At 63.6% G+C, this 16,477-nt stretch carries 16 protein-coding genes; 7 read left to right on the top strand and 9 right to left on the bottom strand.

All coding sequences use genetic code 11. From position 1 onward, the window contains the following. Window positions 1–16: 16 nt before the first annotated feature. Complete coding sequence (locus D3227_RS13550; RefSeq protein ID WP_120014617.1) at window positions 17–616, bottom strand: LysE family translocator; 600 nt, start codon at window positions 614–616, stop codon at window positions 17–19. Window positions 617–711: 95 nt separating this feature from the next. Here D3227_RS13550 and D3227_RS13545 point away from each other — a divergent pair, with 95 nt between their 5' ends. After that, complete coding sequence (locus D3227_RS13545; RefSeq protein ID WP_120014616.1) at window positions 712–1,581, top strand: LysR substrate-binding domain-containing protein; 870 nt, start codon at window positions 712–714, stop codon at window positions 1,579–1,581. A gap of 63 nt (window positions 1,582–1,644) precedes the next feature. Here the strand turns inward: D3227_RS13545 and D3227_RS13540 are convergent, their stop codons facing one another. The 3 genes from D3227_RS13540 to D3227_RS13530 form a co-directional block, all read right to left on the bottom strand. Next, entirely contained in the window at window positions 1,645–2,295 is a 651-nt protein-coding gene (locus tag D3227_RS13540) for a dihydrofolate reductase family protein (protein WP_120014615.1), read from the bottom strand. A 93-nt stretch (window positions 2,296–2,388) separates the two neighbouring features. Then, window positions 2,389–3,234, bottom strand: coding sequence for a protein-L-isoaspartate O-methyltransferase family protein (locus tag D3227_RS13535; RefSeq protein ID WP_120014614.1), 846 nt, complete (start codon window positions 3,232–3,234; stop codon window positions 2,389–2,391). 54 nt (window positions 3,235–3,288) lie between these two features. Further along, window positions 3,289–4,656, bottom strand: a complete 1,368-nt coding sequence (locus D3227_RS13530) for an Nramp family divalent metal transporter (RefSeq protein WP_120014613.1) — start codon at window positions 4,654–4,656, stop codon at window positions 3,289–3,291. A gap of 236 nt (window positions 4,657–4,892) precedes the next feature. Here D3227_RS13530 and mntR point away from each other — a divergent pair, with 236 nt between their 5' ends. Both mntR and D3227_RS13520 read left to right on the top strand, forming a co-directional pair. Then, window positions 4,893–5,348 carry a manganese-binding transcriptional regulator MntR gene (gene mntR, locus D3227_RS13525; RefSeq protein WP_120014612.1) on the top strand — a complete coding sequence of 152 codons (456 nt, stop codon included), beginning with the start codon at window positions 4,893–4,895 and terminating at the stop codon, window positions 5,346–5,348. An 83-nt stretch (window positions 5,349–5,431) separates the two neighbouring features. Further along, window positions 5,432–5,620 carry a hypothetical protein gene (locus tag D3227_RS13520; RefSeq protein ID WP_120014784.1) on the top strand — a complete coding sequence of 63 codons (189 nt, stop codon included), beginning with the start codon at window positions 5,432–5,434 and terminating at the stop codon, window positions 5,618–5,620. Window positions 5,621–5,647: 27 nt separating this feature from the next. Here D3227_RS13520 and D3227_RS13515 read toward each other — a convergent pair whose 3' ends face one another. Then, window positions 5,648–7,732 (bottom strand): hypothetical protein, encoded by a 2,085-nt coding sequence (locus tag D3227_RS13515; protein WP_120014611.1) that lies wholly within the window; start codon window positions 7,730–7,732, stop codon window positions 5,648–5,650. A 173-nt stretch (window positions 7,733–7,905) separates the two neighbouring features. On the opposite strand from D3227_RS13515, the gene ypfJ reads away from it, so the two are divergent. Beyond that, entirely contained in the window at window positions 7,906–8,832 is a 927-nt protein-coding gene (gene ypfJ, locus D3227_RS13510; protein WP_120014610.1) for a KPN_02809 family neutral zinc metallopeptidase, read from the top strand. A gap of 153 nt (window positions 8,833–8,985) precedes the next feature. After that, window positions 8,986–10,254, top strand: a complete 1,269-nt coding sequence (locus D3227_RS13505; protein ID WP_120014609.1) for a TCR/Tet family MFS transporter — start codon at window positions 8,986–8,988, stop codon at window positions 10,252–10,254. Window positions 10,255–10,295: 41 nt separating this feature from the next. Here the strand turns inward: D3227_RS13505 and carA are convergent, their stop codons facing one another. After that, complete coding sequence (gene carA, locus D3227_RS13500) at window positions 10,296–11,501, bottom strand: glutamine-hydrolyzing carbamoyl-phosphate synthase small subunit (RefSeq protein WP_120014608.1); 1,206 nt, start codon at window positions 11,499–11,501, stop codon at window positions 10,296–10,298. A gap of 278 nt (window positions 11,502–11,779) precedes the next feature. Here carA and D3227_RS13495 point away from each other — a divergent pair, with 278 nt between their 5' ends. Both D3227_RS13495 and D3227_RS13490 read left to right on the top strand, forming a co-directional pair. Then, entirely contained in the window at window positions 11,780–12,229 is a 450-nt protein-coding gene (locus tag D3227_RS13495; protein ID WP_120014783.1) for a GatB/YqeY domain-containing protein, read from the top strand. A gap of 41 nt (window positions 12,230–12,270) precedes the next feature. Further along, window positions 12,271–12,828 carry a GNAT family N-acetyltransferase gene (locus D3227_RS13490; RefSeq protein ID WP_120014607.1) on the top strand — a complete coding sequence of 186 codons (558 nt, stop codon included), beginning with the start codon at window positions 12,271–12,273 and terminating at the stop codon, window positions 12,826–12,828. Between the two features lie 7 nt (window positions 12,829–12,835). On the opposite strand, the gene D3227_RS13485 is transcribed toward D3227_RS13490, so the two are convergent. From D3227_RS13485 to D3227_RS13475, 3 genes are all read right to left on the bottom strand, one after another. Beyond that, window positions 12,836–14,017, bottom strand: a complete 1,182-nt coding sequence (locus tag D3227_RS13485) for an MFS transporter (protein ID WP_120014606.1) — start codon at window positions 14,015–14,017, stop codon at window positions 12,836–12,838. 117 nt (window positions 14,018–14,134) lie between these two features. Continuing rightward, entirely contained in the window at window positions 14,135–14,344 is a 210-nt protein-coding gene (locus tag D3227_RS13480; protein ID WP_120014605.1) for a DUF2061 domain-containing protein, read from the bottom strand. A gap of 136 nt (window positions 14,345–14,480) precedes the next feature. Then, the gene (locus D3227_RS13475; RefSeq protein WP_120014604.1) at window positions 14,481–16,142 is read right to left on the bottom strand and encodes a Na/Pi cotransporter family protein; all 1,662 of its coding nucleotides are present in this window, start codon (window positions 16,140–16,142) and stop codon (window positions 14,481–14,483) included. Window positions 16,143–16,477: the final 335 nt, after the last annotated feature.

Genomic DNA, 16,477 nt, shown 5'->3' with positions numbered 1-16,477 from the left:
ATTGTGGCTGCCGGTCTCAGGCCGGCCGCCACATCGGCACGATCGAGGCGGCGAGCACCAAGCCAAGCACTATGTTGAGCGCCCGCCACTGCCGCTCCGTCTTAAGCAGCCGCGCAAGCAGCGTGCCGGCCACGCACCACAACGAAAGCGACAACGCGGCAGCCAGGCCGAAGACGGCGCCGAGCAGCAGCGCGAGTTGCAGCGGGCCCTCGGCGAGCGCCGCAAAGGATGCGGCGGCGCCCAGCCCCATGGCCCAGCCTTTCGGGTTCATCCATTGCACGCTGGCACCGCCGAAGAAGCTGTTGGGTTTTGCCATCGACACGTCGAGATTGGGCGGGCCGCTGCGGCCGATCTTGAAGGCAAGCCAGACAAGATAGGCCGATCCCGCGATCTTCATCGCCAGCTGCAGCGACGGCACGGCGGCGAGAAGGCCGGCAAGCCCGGCGGCACCGGCAGCCGCGACCGAAGCCAGGCCGGCTGCGCTGCCGGCCATCAGCGGAATGGAACGGCGAAAGCCGAACTGCGCGCCTGAGGCTGTCGACAAGGTCGTGGCAATGCCCGGCGTCGAGGTGGAGACCAGCGCGAACAGAATAAGGGGAAGGATGGTCTCGGGCATGCCGTTTCCTGTGTGGAACCAGCATTTCTAGGGATTGCCTGACATCAGTAAATGCAATGTTTGCCATGGATATCATTAGCGTTCATAATGCAACAATGATCCGCAATCTCGACACCGCCCTGATCCGCACCTTCGTCACCGTCGCCGACAAGGCCAGCATGACGGCGGCGGCGAATGCGCTGCATCTGACGCAAGGCGCCGTCAGCCAGCAGGTCAAGCGGCTGGAGGATCTTTTGGGCTCCAGCCTGTTCGAACGCGACCGGCGCGGTCTAAAACTCACCCGCGCCGGCGAGCGGCTGCTCGGCAAGGGCAAGCGCCTGCTGTCGCTCAATGACGAGATATGGACGGAGATGGTGGGAAATGCGGTTGCCGGGCAGGTGCGGCTCGGCGTGCCCTACGACCTTGTCGGCACGCTTTTGGCGCCGGTACTGAAGGCCTATGCCGGGACTTATCCGCAGATCGAGATTTCGCTGCTTTGCGCTTCGTCACCTGAACTCGCTGCGGCGCTCGCAGCCGGGGCGATCGATCTCGCCATCATCGAGGAGCGGGTCGGTCCGTCCGTCGGCGAATGCCTTCTCATCGATCGGCTGGTCTGGGTCGGTGCCAGAGGCGGTGTCGCCCGCCAAAAGCGTCCCTTGCCGGTGTCGATGGTCGCTGACACCTGCGCCTTCCGCCCGGCGGTGATTTCGGCGCTCGACGAGCATGGGCTGGAATGGCGTACCGTGTTCGAGAATGGCAACATCGACGCGACGACAGCGACGGTGCGCTCGGACCTCGCCGTCACCACCTGGCTGGCTTCGACAGTGCCGGCGGACCTCGAGATTTTGTCTGCCGATGCCGACCTGCCGGCCTTGTCCAATTTCGCGATCAATTTGCATCTGCCCAAGCATGGCATCGAACCGGCCGCGCGAGAATTCGCGGCTCATATCCGCGACGGGCTGGCGCGGCGGCAGCAGGCGGCGTGACCAAGCGGAACTTGGGTTCCTCGCCCTCGCATTCGAAGGGGCGAGGAACCCAACCCTCCAATGCTACTTCCACTTCTTGCGCCGTTCGAGCTCGGCTTCCGAAGGCTTCTCGGTGGCAAACGACCCGGTCTTGATCTCGCCGCCGCGCTCATAGGTGGCCATGATGACGCCGGTGGTCGAGGCCTGTGATTTGATGAGCTTGAAGGCGGCCGGCATCGCATCATCGCCGAACAGCCGTTTGCCCTTGCCCAGCACCAACGGGAAGATCATCAGCCGAATCTCGTCGATCAGCCCGTTGGCGAGTAGGGTCTGGATCAGATTGCCCGATCCCTGGATAAGCAGGTCAGGTCCATCTTCCTGCTTGAGGCGGCGCAACGTCGCGACGATATCAGGTCCAAGCGATTTCGTGTTCTGCCAGGTCAGGCTATCCGGCCGATGCGTCGCCACATACTTGGTCGCAGGGTTGAAGGCATCGGCGATCGGATCTTTCTGATACGGCCAGTACGCGGCGAAGATGTCGTAGGTTCTGCGGCCGAGCAGCAGGGCGAACGGTTTGGAGAATATTTCATCCATGGCCGCGCCCGCCACCTCGTCAAAGTAATGAAAGGTCCAGCCGCCGAACTTGAAGCCGCCGACCGGGTCTTCGTCCGGTCCACCGGGCGCCTGCATGACGCCGTCCAGGCTGACGAACGTGGCGGCGATGATCTTTCTCATTGGACTTCTCCCTTTCGATGATCCGCGCCGTCAGGGCGGGATTTCAGTCTAAGGACGAGCGACAAGGCTCCTTTCCGACACGGCACAAATTTTCTAACGCTTGCTGCCAGTGCCAGTGCGAATTTTCCGCGACGAGAACCAGATATCACCGACGATGGCAGTGGCGGTGCGGTCCGGCTTCTTGTCGGCCGTCAGCCAGACCGAGCGGCTGCTCGCGGCTTGTTGGCGGTCGGGGATTTTCGCCGCCGGACCGGCGAGCGAGGCGCCGACGCAAGGGATGAACCATGAGCCCATGAACGGATCGCAGGCCAAACCCTGCGCGGTGCGGGTCACCACCATTGCCAGGCCAACGCGATCGGCGGGACGCCAAGGAAAGATCAGGCGGCCGCCGGGCTTGAGCGCCTTCAGCCAGGCGGGAGGCGGCGCCACGACACCGGCATTGACATAGATGATGTCGGAAGGCGGCAGTTCGCTTTCGACGGCGTTGCCATGGACAACCGAAACATTTCCATAGGGTTCGAGGTTTTTCCTCGCCCGGGCGGCGAGGCCGGCATTCAGCTCGAATGCGGTGACGTCGCCTGGTGAAACCAGCTTGGACAGCAAGGCGGTGTAGTAGCCGGTACCGGCACCGACATGGGTGACGGCCTCGCCAGGCTTCGGCGCGATCCTGCCGATCCACATGGCGTGCAGGAACGGTTCGCCGTTGTTGATGCCCTTGTCGGCGTCGAGCACCACCAGCACGTTCTGGTAGATGTGAATCGGATCGGCGCTCGGCGTTTCGACCCTGCCGTTGCCGGCAATGATGGTCCATGGCCCGGGACCGAGAAAGGCCTCGCGCGGCACTGCGGCAATCACCTCTTCGAGACGCGGATCGGCCGATGCGGCATGGGCCGCCATCAGCCGTGCGTAGAATCTCCTGGCGTCCTCGATCCTGTTCATGGCGCTGCAGAAGATAGCGCAGGCCGCGGCTTTGTCGCGATGGCAGGATGAAACTCAGCCGAAGCCGACGACGGTGTCGTAGAGCAGCTTGAAGTTGAGCACCAGGATGACGGCGGCGACCACCCAGGCAAGGGCCGCAACGCTGCGAGGAATGGCGAGATTACCCATCTTCTTCTTGTCGGACACGAACTGCACCAGCGGCACAACCGCGAAAGGCAACTGCATCGACAGGATCACCTGGCTGAGAACCAGAAGCTGGCCGGTTCCCTTTTCGCCGTAGAGTGCAGTGACGATCACCACCGGGATGATGGCGATGCCGCGCGTCAAGAGGCGGCGCGCCCATTGCGGGATGCGCAGGCGCAGGAACCCTTCCATGACGATCTGGCCGGCGAGCGTCGCGGTGACCGTCGAGTTCAGGCCCGAGGCAAGCAGCGCCACGGCGAAGAGGATCGAGGCGATGCCGAGGCCGAGCAGCGGCGACAGAAGCTCGAAGGCCTGGCCGATCTCAGCAACGTCCTGGTGGCCGGTGTTGTGGAAGGCCACCGCGGCGACGATCAGGATGGAGGCGTTGACGAACAGCGCCAGGATCAAGGCGATGGTCGAGTCCGTGGTCGCCCATTTGATGGCGTCGCGCTTGCCGGCTTCGGTACGCTCATAGGCGCGGGTCTGCACGATCGAGGAGTGCAGATAGAGGTTATGCGGCATCACCGTGGCGCCGATGATGCCGATGGCGATGTAGAGCATCTCCGGGTTGGTGACGATTGCGGACGACGGCACGAACATCGAATGCAGGATCGAGCCGACCGGCGGGGCGGCGGCAAAAATCTGTATGGCGAAGCAGCCGAAGATGATGATCAACAGCGCAATGATGAAGGCTTCGAGGAAGCGGAAGCCCTTGTTCATCAAGAGAAGCAGCAGGAAGGCGTCAAGCGCGGTGATGATGGCGCCGCCGATCAGCGGAATGCCGAACAGGAGCTGCAGGGCGATCGCCGTGCCGATGACTTCGGCGAGGTCGCAGGCGATAATGGCCAGTTCACAGGCGATCCAAAGCATGAAATTGACAGGGCGCGGATAGTAGGCGCGGCAGGCCTGGGCAAGGTCGCGGCCGGTGGCGATGCCGAGCCTGGCGGCAAGCGCTTGCAGCAGGATCGCCATCAAGTTTGATAGCATGATGATGAACAGCAGCGTGTAGCCGAACTGGGCGCCACCGGCGAGATCGGTCGCCCAATTGCCGGGATCCATATAGCCGACCGAAACCATGTATCCCGGCCCCATGAAGGCGAACAGCCGGCGCAGCCAGAAGCCGGACTGCGGCACGGCGATCGAGGCGTTGACCTCGCGCAGGCTGGGCTGGTCGTCTTCGTCCGGCCTGGCAAATCGCCACGCGGATCGGAGTTCTACGGTGGCTTCGGCGTCTGACATGGAGGGTCCGCTTGAATGGATGGCTGTGCTTCCTACCTATGCCGAGGCTCAACATTATGCAATATGCTATGTTTCATTGATCATGCTTTTGTGATGTGCCGATCGGTGCCCCAGACGGGTAACCGCAAACGCCGGTTGCGCCTGCCCTGGAATGCAAATAAACGGCCAGACCATCCGGGTCCGTGCTATGAGTGCGAAGCCGATTCAGACTTCAAGCTGCCAAGGAGGAGCGCGTATTGGCGCTGAGGAACAGACCGGTTCGACGCGAAAAGCCGCTTCCCGATGCCGACGTTCATTCGCAAGGGTTTCGGCAGACGCGTGAAGCACGCCGCAGCGCGCTCGTCGAAGACTATGTCGAGCTGATCGCCGACCTGATCGAGGATGGTAACGAGGCACGGCAGGTCGACATAGCGGCCAGGCTGGGCGTCGCCCAACCGACCGTGGCCAAAATGCTCACCAGGCTGTGCACCGAGGGATTGGTTTCCAGAAAACCCTATCGCGGCGTGTTCCTGACCGAGGCCGGCCGCAAGGTTGCCGAAGAGAGCCGCATCCGCCACCAGACCGTGGAAGCGTTTTTGCGCTCGCTCGGCGTCAGCGCCGAGACGGCGCGCATCGATGCCGAGGGCATCGAGCACCATGTCAGCGCCGAGACGCTCGAGGCGTTTCGCAAGGCAATGACGGCGGCGCGCTGATCTTGTTCGACCTGCCGGAACGGACACATCCCCGGTGCGTTTGATGTCATGCCGCGCGATTGGCGCGCAGCGAGGAGGACATCATGGGCGTGGAACAGGCACCGACCGCAAAAGGCAAGCAGGCTGCCCGAGGATTGAAGCAAGCCGCGGCGAAGGATGAGCGCAAGACCGAAGCCGAAACCGGCCGGCCGCTGAAGAAGGGCGCGGCGCGCTTCGAGGAGCGTTCGAAAAGTTCCGACGGCAAGAGCGCCGGCACCAAGCAGAAGAGCTAGGGCTCTCCGCTCGCGCCAAATCACGTTTCAGTCCTGCGTGTCCTGCACCCAGCTGCGCGGATGGCCGTCGACGCGGAACTGGAAGATGAAATAGGGCGGGATGCAGGTGCCCTTGCCGGGTTTTGCCTCCGCCAGATCGTCATAGCCGGCGGTGCAAATATAGTCCTCGCGGCAGGGATGGGCCTTGTCGCAGGCGCGCAGGCCGGCGGTCTTGGTGAATTCCCTGGTGCAGAATTTGTGATCCTTGCCGGAACCGATGCAGTCGTTGAAGCCGGTCTTGGCAAGCCGGCCGCAGGTTGCTTCGTCGGGTAGCTTGTCACAGCTTGCCTTGCGCAGCATGCCGCCTGGAAAACCGCCGGTCTTCTGTCCGGGATTGTCGTAGCGCTGGCGCGCCGCGCCATAGCCGGCGATTTTCACCAGCGGCTTCTTGTCCCTGGCCGGGTCGATGGCGCAGGCTTTCGCGGTGGTCGGCGACAGACGGCAATACTGGTCGCTGCCCCATTTCGACATTTTTATCTCGCCGAATTCGACCGGGTCTCCGACCGCGGTTCCCGCCTCGCTGACGCAGGTGCCGAAGCCTGGATGGATGGCGCCTTCATGGACGCCGGCGCAAAGCAGGCCTTCGCCGCAGCTCCAGTCGGAAAAACTTGCATCCGTGCCGCGATAGCAGATCGAGCCCCAGCCATTGTAGAGGTCGGTGCCTTTCAGCGCTTCGGCGTATTTCGCGTCCGGACGGGCGGCGAAGCCCCGGCTGAAATCGGGACGCCTGCCGGCGGCGAATTCCTCGACGATAGCGAGGCGACGCGGCAGGTCGGCGAAGAAGACGGCCGAGCCCGGCACGAAGACGGCATTGCGGCGCGGTTCACTGGCCGGATCGGCGCCTGTATAGTGGAAGCCGGCAATGCCGTGCGTCTGGTGGCAGCCGGTGCAGGTCATCTCATTGAGACGCAAATTGAAGCCGGCCACCGATTTCACAGCGTGAAGCTGATTGCCCCTGGCGAGATAGTCCTTCAACGCCTTTTCGACAGCATCGTCATCAAGCAATCCGTAGGCGATGTTGTTCTGGGAACGGCTCATGCCGCCCGGCGCCACCGAAACGGCGCTGGTCGCCAGGAATTTTTCGTCGATGATCAGCCGGCCGCGATCGAGATCGTAGATGTTGCGGTCGGTGAGCAGCCATTTCGAGAAAGCCTGCCTGTCGGCCAAAACCTGCTTGCGGTCGATCTGGTTCTCCATCTTCGATTCCTGGAAAGTGGCGGTCGCCGGATCCCATTTGAATATTTTCAGGAGGTATTCGGCATGGCCGCCGAAATCGCGGCGGGTCGAGGCCGACAGGCGCAGCACCTGCATGTTGAGCTCGAGCCGCATCATCTGCGAGGAATTCAGCATGGCACCGGCCAGCGGACCTTCGTCGGAGCGCAGCCAGGCCGCCAGTTGGTCGGGCGGAAGGTCCTTTTGTCCGGCAGCCAGCCAGCGCTTTGCCACATCCGCGCAGGAGACCCTGGTCGAGCGCGGCCGGTCCTTCGAAGCGCGATCCGCGGCAGCCGTGGGCTTGGCGTTGAAGACCAGGCTCATGGTCAGAGGCAGGCGGGACGAGATGCGCTGTCCGGGCTTTTCCTCGACCGAATAGTGGAAGCGGTAGATCAGCCGGATCTCGCCGCATTCGGTGTGACCGAGATAGCCGCGATCCATACGGTTGACGACTCCGGTCAGGTCCAGCGTCGAGCCGTCGTCGTCGATGTATTTCGGGTTGAATTTCTGGCTGCTGTCCTTCGACTTTGCCAATGCCGCGACATAGGGATCGGGGCTGTTGCCGGGCTCGTCGGCGATTTGCTGTTTGACGGCGTTGCGGACCGGGGTCAGCGCGCGCACCGAAAACAGGCCGCGATTGTCGACGTCGCGCGTCAGCCCAAGCGCCGGTCCGAGCAGGCGGCTGATCGACAAGCCGCCGCGCTCGAGCGCCTTCAGCGTCTCGGGGTCAGTGACGGCGACGCTGGAATCGAGTGCGACGGCGCGGCCCGTCCCGATGCCGAGACCCATCAATGCCGCCAGCAACAGCAGGAACCGGCCAATCGTCCGCAAGCGCCCTCGCAACCCCTTGTTGACACTCATGCTACAGGCCTTGTGCCGTCTCGGCCAGAGCGGTGAAGCCGCCAGGCCGGCACGCCATCCGGCGCGAAAAATGCTGTGACTTGCTGCAACCATTGGGATAATTGTTTGTTGGGTTAGGCTGGCGTCGGGATGCCGTCTTGACCCTTGGAAATTCGCATTGCGGGGAGTTGCCAATGCTCTGGAGAGGCCGTCGTCAGAGTGACAATGTCGAGGACCAGCGCAGCGGCGGCGGCGGTGGATTGGGCGGCGGCGGCAGCCCCGGCCAGTTCCGGATCCCGATCGGCGGACGCGCCGGCGGCGGTTCGAGCATCTTCATTGTCATCCTGGTCGTCCTTGCCGGATGGTATTTCGGCTTCGATCCGTCGCAGATACTGGGCGAAGGCGACAGCGGCGCGCCGGGTGGCGGCGGCCAGATCACCGACAACAGCGGCGACCAGGGCGGCGGCACGGGTGCGCCGGCTTCCGACGAGATGAAGCAGTTCGTTTCGACCGTGCTGGCCGAGACCGAAGACACCTGGACCGGCATTTTCCAGGCCGAGGGCCTGAAATACGAGGATCCCAAGCTGGTCCTGTTCAGCGGCCAGATCCGCTCGGCCTGCGGCTTTGCTTCGTCCGCAGCCGGGCCGTTCTATTGCCCCAGCGACCACAAGGTCTATCTCGACATGACCTTCTTCCAGCAGCTTGACCAGCAGTTCGGCGCGTCTGGAGAGTTTGCCAGAGCCTATGTGATCGCGCATGAGGTTGGCCATCATGTGCAGAACCTCACCGGCATCCTGCCCAAGTTCAACCAGATGCGGCAGAGCATGGGTGAGGCCGAGGCCAACCACATGTCGATGCAGGTCGAACTCCAGGCCGACTGCTTCGCCGGCGTCTGGGCGCATTTCACCGCGCAAAAGGGCATTCTCGAACAGGGCGACATGGAATCGGCGTTGAACGCCGCCAAGCAGATCGGCGACGACACGCTGCAGAAGAAGATGCAGGGCTATGTCGTGCCGGAAAGCTTCAACCATGGCACCTCGCAGCAGCGGCAGACCTGGCTGGCGCGCGGCTACAAGAGCGGCAAGCTTTCGGATTGCGACACCTTCAACAATCCGATCTGAAGCGCCCGGGTTTCTCGCTGATCTGACCGCGGCATTGCCGTCAGGGGATGTCAGGATGGAAGCATCCGGCTTGTTCCCTTATTGTTCCCGGCCGGGCGCTCGCCTATAAAGTGCGTCCGCCTTTGCCCCGGGGCGGTCCGAGGAGATGCCATCATGATCGATCCCAAAACCGCCAAGCGGGGCCTTGCGCTCGTTTTCACCACGCTGCTGCTCGACATCATCGGCTTCGGCATGATCATGCCGGTACTCCCCGCCTATCTGCAGGAACTCACCGGCGTCGGCGTCAGCGAGGCCGCGATCGAGGGTGGCTGGCTGCTCTTCGCCTATGCGGCGATGCAGTTCGTTTTCGCGCCCGTCATGGGAGGCTTGAGCGACCGGTTCGGGCGGCGGCCGATCCTGCTCGCCTCAGTTCTCACCTTCTCCATCGACAATCTGATCTGCGCCGTCGCCTGGTCGTACCCGATGCTGTTCATCGGGCGCGTGCTGGCCGGTATTTCCGGCGCGAGCTATTCGACGACCTCCGCCTTCATCGCCGACATCTCGAACGATGAGAACCGGGCGAAGAATTTCGGCCTGCTCGGCATCGCCTTCGGCGTCGGCTTTGTCATCGGGCCGGTTCTGGGCGGATTGCTCGGCACGTTCGGGCCGCGCGTGCCGTTCTACTTCGCTGCCGGGCTGGCTTTCGTGAACTTCCTGATTGCGCTGTTTTTCTTGCCGGAGACGCTCGATGACAAGCACCGCCGCCGCTTCGACTGGAAACGCGCGAACCCGGTCGGCACGCTCATCCAGATGCGCAACTACCAGGGCATCGGCTGGATCGGGCTCGTCTTCTTCCTGATGACGCTCGGCCACATGATGTACCCGGCGGTGTGGTCGTTCGTCTCCAATTACCGCTATGGCTGGAGCGAGCAGCAGATCGGCTTCTCGCTCGGCGCCTTCGGCCTGTGCGGGGCGCTCATCATGGCGACTGTCCTGCCGCGCGTGATCCCGAGGCTTGGCGAGTGGAGGACGGCGGTCATCGGCCTTGCGTTCACCGCGCTCAGCGCCTTCGGCTACGCCTTCGCATGGCAGGGCTGGATGATCTATGCGGTGATCGTCGCCGGCTGCCTCGAAGCGTTGGCCGATCCGCCGCTCAGGAGCCTCGCCGCCGCCAAGGTGCCGCCTTCGGCGCAAGGCGAGCTCCAGGGCGCGATGACTTCGATCTTCTCGATCACGTCGATCATCACGCCGCTGCTTTATACGGGGATCTTTTCCTGGTTCACGGGGTCGAACGCACCGGTGACCTTCGGTGGCGCGCCTTATCTGCTCGGCGCGATTTTCCTCACGCTGGCGCTCATCGTGTTCGTCACCAAAGTGGCCAGGCCGACGCCGAAGGAAGTCGAGCGCATGCATGCGCAGGACACAGTGACCGACACGGTTTGAGATTCGCGAAGCGCAGAGAAGTGAAGGCGGCGCGTCCGGCTTTAAGCGCTTTCGGCCAGCAGCTCCTCGCCGCGCTTTTCGCGGATCAGATTGACGAAGCGGCGGAACAGATAGTGCGAGTCCTGCGGGCCGGGCGAGGCCTCGGGGTGGTGCTGGACCGAGAACACGGGACGGCCGGTCAGCGCGATGCCGCAGTTGGAGCCGTCGAACAGCGAGACGTGGGTCTCCTCGACGCCCTCGGGCAGCGAGTCGGCATCGACGGCAAAGCCGTGGTTCATCGAGACGATCTCGACCTTGCCGGTGGTGTGGTCCTTGACCGGATGGTTGGCCCCGTGATGGCCCTGATGCATCTTGGCGGTCTTGCCGCCAAGCGCCAGCGCCAGCATCTGGTGGCCAAGGCAGATGCCGAACACCGGGATGTCGGTCTTGAGCAGGTTCTGGATCACCGGCACGGCGTAGTCGCCGGTGGCTTCCGGGTCGCCGGGGCCGTTGGAGAGGAAGATGCCGTCCGGCTGCATGGCGAGGATTTCCTCGGCGCCGGTTTTGGCCGGCACCACGGTGACCTTGGCGCCGAGGCCCGCAAGCAGCCGCAGGATGTTGCGCTTGACGCCATAGTCGATGGCGACGACATGCAGCGACGGCTCGATCTGTTCGCCAAAGCCTTCGTTCCAGACCCATGACGTCTCGCGCCAGACCGAGGATTGGCCTGACGTGACCTCCTTGGCAAGGTCGAGCCCGATCAGGCCCGACCAGGCAGCGGCGCGGCGCTTCAAATCGTCGAGGTCGAAGACGCCGTCGGGCGCGTGCGCGATAACGGCGTTGGGCATGCCCTTCTCGCGGATCAGCGCGGTGAGTGCCCGCGTGTCGATGCCCGACAGGGCGACGATGCCGCGCTTCTTCAGCCACTGGTCGAGATGGCCGGCGGCGCGGTAGTTGGACGGGTTGGTGACATCGGCCTTGAACACGGCACCGACGGCGCCGGCGCGGGCGACCGGGTTGAGGTCCTCGATGTCCTCGTCATTGGTGCCGATATTGCCGATATGCGGGAAGGTGAAGGTGACGATCTGGCCGGCATAGGACGGGTCGGTGAGGATTTCTTGATAACCGGTCAGCGCCGTGTTGAAGCAGACTTCGGCGACAGCCGATCCGGTGGCGCCGAGGCCGCGGCCCTCGATGACAGTGCCGTCGGCCAGCACCAAAAGGGCGGTCGGCTTCTCGGTGGCCCAGGGGGCGGTCATCGTCGCCATGGCGGCACTCCTATCAGGCTGCGCGCCTCAAACGGCCTGGCGGACCTTTTGGCGCAGCAAACGACGCGAAGCGGTGATCTCTCCGGCTTCCGAGCGTCAACTCATTGTCTCATGCAGGACCGAGTACATAGGGGAAGGTGCCAAAACGGTCAATGTTGCCGCTCGGCGAACGGCAGTGAATTATTTCGCCCAACAAAATCAGTGATTTCCGCCCAGCGGGGATTTGCCTTGCGCATTTGGCGGGGCTATGGTCCGCCGCGTTCGAAGGAGAAAGCACCATGCGCGCAAAAATCGCCGAATCCCTGAAGAGCGCGATGAAGGCGCAGGACAAGCACCGGCTGCCGACGCTGCGGCTGATCCAGGCCGCCATCCACGACCGCGACATCGCCAATCGCGGTACCGGCAAGGAGCCGGCGAGCGACGAGGAGATCCTGCAGATCCTGGCCAAGATGGTGAAGCAGCGCGAAGAGTCGGCCAAGGCCTTCGAAGATGGCAAGCGGCCCGAGCTTGCCGCTCAGGAGCGTGGCGAGATGGAGATCATCCGCAGCTTCCTGCCGAGGCAGCTGGACGATGCCGCGGTGACGGCGGCGGCGCGCGAAGCGATCGCGGCGACCGGCGCGGCGAGCCAGAAGGACATGGGCAAGGTGATCGCCGCGCTCAAGCAGAAATACGCCGGCCAGATGGACTTCGGCAAGGCGAGCGGCATCGTCAAAGGCCTGCTGCAATAGGAGGTTCTCCGCACACGACGCCCGGTTTGTAGTCTGTCGTCATGATCGAAATCGTCAAACCCGCGCTCGAGCATCTATCGTCCTACAAGGCGGCGCTCGAACGCGGCTGGTCGCCGGACAATGTGCGGCTTGAGGAAGCCACGCGCGAGCAGCTTGCGGCCATCGAGCAGGATCCTGTGGCCTTCCTTGCCGACCTCGATGACCCCGAGGGCAAGGGGCCGCCGATCACTTTGCCCGACGGCAGGACAGTGCCGCGGCTGCCGGGTTTCCGGCGCTGGATCTGGGACGGCCAAGTCGCCGGCTCGATCGGCTTTCGCTGGCAGACCGGCACAGCGGCGCTGCCGCCGCATGTGCTTGGCCATATCGGCTTTGCCGTGGTGCCGTGGAAGCGGCGGCGCGGTTATGCGACCGAAGCGGTGCGGCTGATGCTGGACGAGGCGAGGGCGGTGGGTCTTGAGTTCGTCGAGATCACTGCGAAGTCGCACAATCCGGCGTCGCACAAGGTGATCCTGGCCAATGGCGGCAAGCTCGTCGGCCGCTTCGTCGAGGATGCCGCCTATGGCGGCGCCGAAAGCCTGCGGTTCCGGATCGATTTGTAGGCAGGCCCTATTCGGCGGCGGCCGGCAGCGGCGGCGTGGCGCGGCTGCGTCCTTCCCAGACATAGGAGGCTAGCGCCACCGCTACTGCCACCAGCATGGCCATGGCGCCAACTACCGGCAAGGCGCGATAGCCGTAACCGGCGTTGAGCATAGCGGCGCCGAGCGACGCGGCGAGCGCAATGCCGACATTGAAGCCGGAGGGGATGAGCGAGGAGGCGAGGTTCGATGCATCCGCCGTCCAGGCCAGGATGCGGGTCTGGATCGGTGTGCCGATGGAGAAGTTGAGGCCGCCCCAGATGACGATCGCAACGATCATCGGCAGGGGATAGGGGCTGACGACATAGATCACCGCAAGCGTGACCGCTTGCAGGCAGAGCAAGGTGATGAGCGACGGCATCAGCTTCCAGTCGGAGAGCTTGCCGCCGACGAAGACGCCGATCGTGGCGCCGACGCCATTGAGCAGAAGCACCCAGGGCACCAGGCTCTTGTCGAGGCCGGTAACTTCAAGCAGCGTCGGGGTGATGTAGGTAAACAGGGTGAACTGGCCGATCATCAGCATCAGCATAAGGATGAGCGAGGTCCAGACCTGCTGACGGGCCAACACGCGCACCTCGCGGGCAAAGTCTGCCTGCTGGTTCGATGCACCTGCTGTGCGCGGCAAAAGCGCCAGCATGGCCAAGGTCGCCACCACGCCCAGCGCGCACATCACCCAGAAGGTGGTGCGCCAGCCCCATAGAGTGCCGATCGCGGTGCCGGCCGGCACACCGATGACGTTGGAGACGGTGAGGCCGGACAGGATGACCGCCACCGCCATGCCGCGCTTGTCCTCGGCGACAAGGCCGACCGCGACCACCATCGCGACACCGAAATAGGCGCCATGCGCCACGGCCACTGCAATGCGCAAAAGCAGCATCGAGGCAAAGTCGGGCGCCAGCGCGCAGGCGGCCTGGCCGATGGTGAACGCTATCGAAAGGCCGAGCAGCAGGGCTTTTCGCGAAAAGCCTTTGGTGGCGAGCGTCAGCAGCGGGCCGCCAATCGCTATGCCGCAGGCGTAGCCGGAGATGAGGTAGCCCGAGGTGGGAATGGAGACGCCGAGGCCATCCGCCACCTGCGGCAGCACGCCGGCGATAACAAATTCCGTGGTGCCGAAGGCGAAGGCGGCAATGAACAGTGCGAATAAAGGAAGCATGACGCAGCAAGCGGCCCCAAGATGAGTTGGCCTCAAACCACGGATGGACGCTGCCGGCAATGCAGAAATTGTCGACGCCGCTTTAGCTTTTCTTGACCGGACGCGCCGGCAGGACGGCTAAGCTGGCGTCTTCCTTCCGTAGGGAATCTTCAGCCATGCCCGCTCGTGAAGGTAATAGAGCAGCGACTTGGTGACGACCTCGGTGGCACCGATGGCCGCGGCAAGCTTGATGCTGCCGGTGATGACGAGCGAGATGATCATGGTGTCGATGGTGCCGGTGGCGCGCCACGAAAGCGCCTTGGCGAAGCTGCGCGAATGGGTATCCAAACCTATCCTCCCGATGGACCTGGTCCGATGCTTAGCCGACGGATGGCTGGAGGAGCAAAGACTAATTTTCCCGCTTTGGCGCCGATTGCGGAAGCTTGTTCCCAAGTTGATATCGGGGCAGCAATTTTTCGGCTTGCTAACCGGCCTTGAGCCGCGAGCCGCCGAGCAGGCCGCGTTCCTCCAGCACCGGGTAGGCCATGGAGGCGAGCAGCGAGTTGATCTGCTTGAGGTCGCGGATGGTGTCGAGGTGGATGGAACTGGTCTCGACGCTCTTGGCGGTGCCGTCGCGCAGCCGCAGGAAATGGCTGGCGCTGGTTTCCTTCTCGCGGTCGCGCAGGCGGTCCTTTTCCAGCACAAGCTGGCGCGCTGTCTCGGCATCGCGCGACACCAGCACGTTGAAGGCAAGCCTGGCATTGGCAAGCACCGAGGCGTGGAAGGCGCAAAGCTCGCGCCAGCCTTCGGGCGTGAACTCCAGGCCGCGCTCGAGCTTCTTCCTGACATGCACCAGCATGTTGCGCACGATGATGTCGCCGACCTGCTCCAGTTTGACGCAGGCGCCGATCAGTTCCTGGCAGCGCAGCGCTTCGTCTTCGGAGAGCGGGTTCTTGGTCACCTTGGCCAGATAGAGTTTTATCGCCGCATGCTTCTTGTCGACGCGATCGTCGAGTGCCGCCAGCGCCTTGATCTTGTCGGCGTCGGCGCTCTCATAGAGCTCGATGATGCGCTTCAGCATGATCTCGACCGTCTCGCAGACCCGCACCACCTCGCGCGTGGCATTGGCCAGCGCCTGGCTCGGTGTGTCGAGAGCGCTCTCGTTCAGAGCGGACAATTCGATGACGTCGAGCGCGGCCGGTTCCGACTTGGCGCCAAGCGCCACGATCTTCTCCGACGCGCGGTAGACGAGCCCGGCGAGCGGCAGGCCGGCGAGCAGGATCAGAACATTGAACAGGATATGGGCGTTGACGATCTGGTCGGGCACGCTGGTGCCGAGGAAGGCGACCGTTGGCTTGAAGGTCAGTAACAGGATCAGCATGACCAGCGAGCCCATGCCGCGCATCAGGAGATTGCCGATCGGCACGACACGAACGCCGGGCTCGGCGTTGCGGGTGAGTAACGGCGCAATGATCGAGGAGCCGAGATTGACGCCGAGCACCAGCACGATGCCAAGCTCCGGTGGGATGAAGCCGCGGCCGGCGAGCGTGACCATCAAAAGCACGGCGGCGATCGAGGAATGGAATAGCCAGGTGATCAGCGCCGCCAGCAGATAGGCGGTCACCAGGTCGCCGGAGAAGTAGTTGACGATGACCGGCATCAGCGTGCTTTGGCGCAGCGGTTCCGATGCCTGGCCGATCATTTCCAGCGACAGGATCAGGAGGCCGATGCCGATCAGGATGCGGCCGAACTGGCGCCAGTCCCGCCGCTCGGTAGCCATGAACATGACGGTGCCGGCGACAAGGCAGACAGGTACCAGCAGCGACAGGTCGAAGGTGAGCAGTTTGACCACCAGCGCCGAGCCGATTTCGGCGCCGCGCACTGCCAATTGGCCGGACATGCCGGAGACGATGCCGGCGCCGGCGAAGGAGCCGACAAGCAAGGTGACCGCGGTGGAGCTCTGCAGTGCGATCGACAGGCCGCAGCCGGCAAGCACCGCCATCAGTGGATTGCGCATGGTGGCGCGCAGCCGATGGCGCAGCACGTCGCCATAAGCGCGCTCGACACCCGTCTTGACCAGGCGGGTGGCAAACAGCATCAGCGCCACCGCGCCGGCAAGGTGCAAAAGGACGATCGAACCGCTCATGCCTGGGCTCGCAATCCAAGAGACGCGCGCGGCGCGGGGGCCATGCCATCGATGAGGTCAAGAAGGGCGCGAATCATGGGCATTGTAAGGGTCGAGCATACTCTCATTGCTTTTAGCCGGATAATAAATTTCGCCTGACTGAGCCGGCTGCTGGCGCGCGACAGGGCGTGTCGGAAATGGATGGACGGCAAATTGGTTGCATGGCCGGACGCCGTCAGGACAGCGGTGCCGCCCGGCTCCCGCATCCGCTTCCATTCAAGTCTAAGAGTGGCGTTGAATTAGATCATGTAAATATTGGAAATCATTACAGAAACGTAATCTCGACGTTCAGTTTC

This window comes from Mesorhizobium waimense (genome assembly GCF_003601975.1).
GTDB lineage: Bacteria > Pseudomonadota > Alphaproteobacteria > Rhizobiales > Rhizobiaceae > Mesorhizobium > Mesorhizobium waimense.
This window is presented reverse-complemented; position numbering and strand designations above follow the sequence as displayed.

Coding starts and splice junctions, on each gene's coding strand:
- D3227_RS13520 (WP_120014784.1), top strand. CDS start 5,432: ATGGGCGTGGAACAGGCACCGACCGCAAAAGGCAAGCAGGCTGCCCGA.
- carA (WP_120014608.1), bottom strand. CDS start 11,501: ATGGCGACGATGACCGCCCCCTGGGCCACCGAGAAGCCGACCGCCCTT.
- D3227_RS13530 (WP_120014613.1), bottom strand. CDS start 4,656: ATGTCAGACGCCGAAGCCACCGTAGAACTCCGATCCGCGTGGCGATTT.
- D3227_RS13490 (WP_120014607.1), top strand. CDS start 12,271: ATGATCGAAATCGTCAAACCCGCGCTCGAGCATCTATCGTCCTACAAG.
- D3227_RS13515 (WP_120014611.1), bottom strand. CDS start 7,732: ATGAGTGTCAACAAGGGGTTGCGAGGGCGCTTGCGGACGATTGGCCGG.
- D3227_RS13545 (WP_120014616.1), top strand. CDS start 712: ATGATCCGCAATCTCGACACCGCCCTGATCCGCACCTTCGTCACCGTC.
- D3227_RS13495 (WP_120014783.1), top strand. CDS start 11,780: ATGCGCGCAAAAATCGCCGAATCCCTGAAGAGCGCGATGAAGGCGCAG.
- D3227_RS13505 (WP_120014609.1), top strand. CDS start 8,986: ATGATCGATCCCAAAACCGCCAAGCGGGGCCTTGCGCTCGTTTTCACC.
- ypfJ (WP_120014610.1), top strand. CDS start 7,906: ATGCTCTGGAGAGGCCGTCGTCAGAGTGACAATGTCGAGGACCAGCGC.
- D3227_RS13475 (WP_120014604.1), bottom strand. CDS start 16,142: ATGAGCGGTTCGATCGTCCTTTTGCACCTTGCCGGCGCGGTGGCGCTG.
- D3227_RS13550 (WP_120014617.1), bottom strand. CDS start 616: ATGCCCGAGACCATCCTTCCCCTTATTCTGTTCGCGCTGGTCTCCACC.
- D3227_RS13540 (WP_120014615.1), bottom strand. CDS start 2,295: ATGAGAAAGATCATCGCCGCCACGTTCGTCAGCCTGGACGGCGTCATG.
- D3227_RS13535 (WP_120014614.1), bottom strand. CDS start 3,234: ATGAACAGGATCGAGGACGCCAGGAGATTCTACGCACGGCTGATGGCG.
- D3227_RS13485 (WP_120014606.1), bottom strand. CDS start 14,017: ATGCTTCCTTTATTCGCACTGTTCATTGCCGCCTTCGCCTTCGGCACC.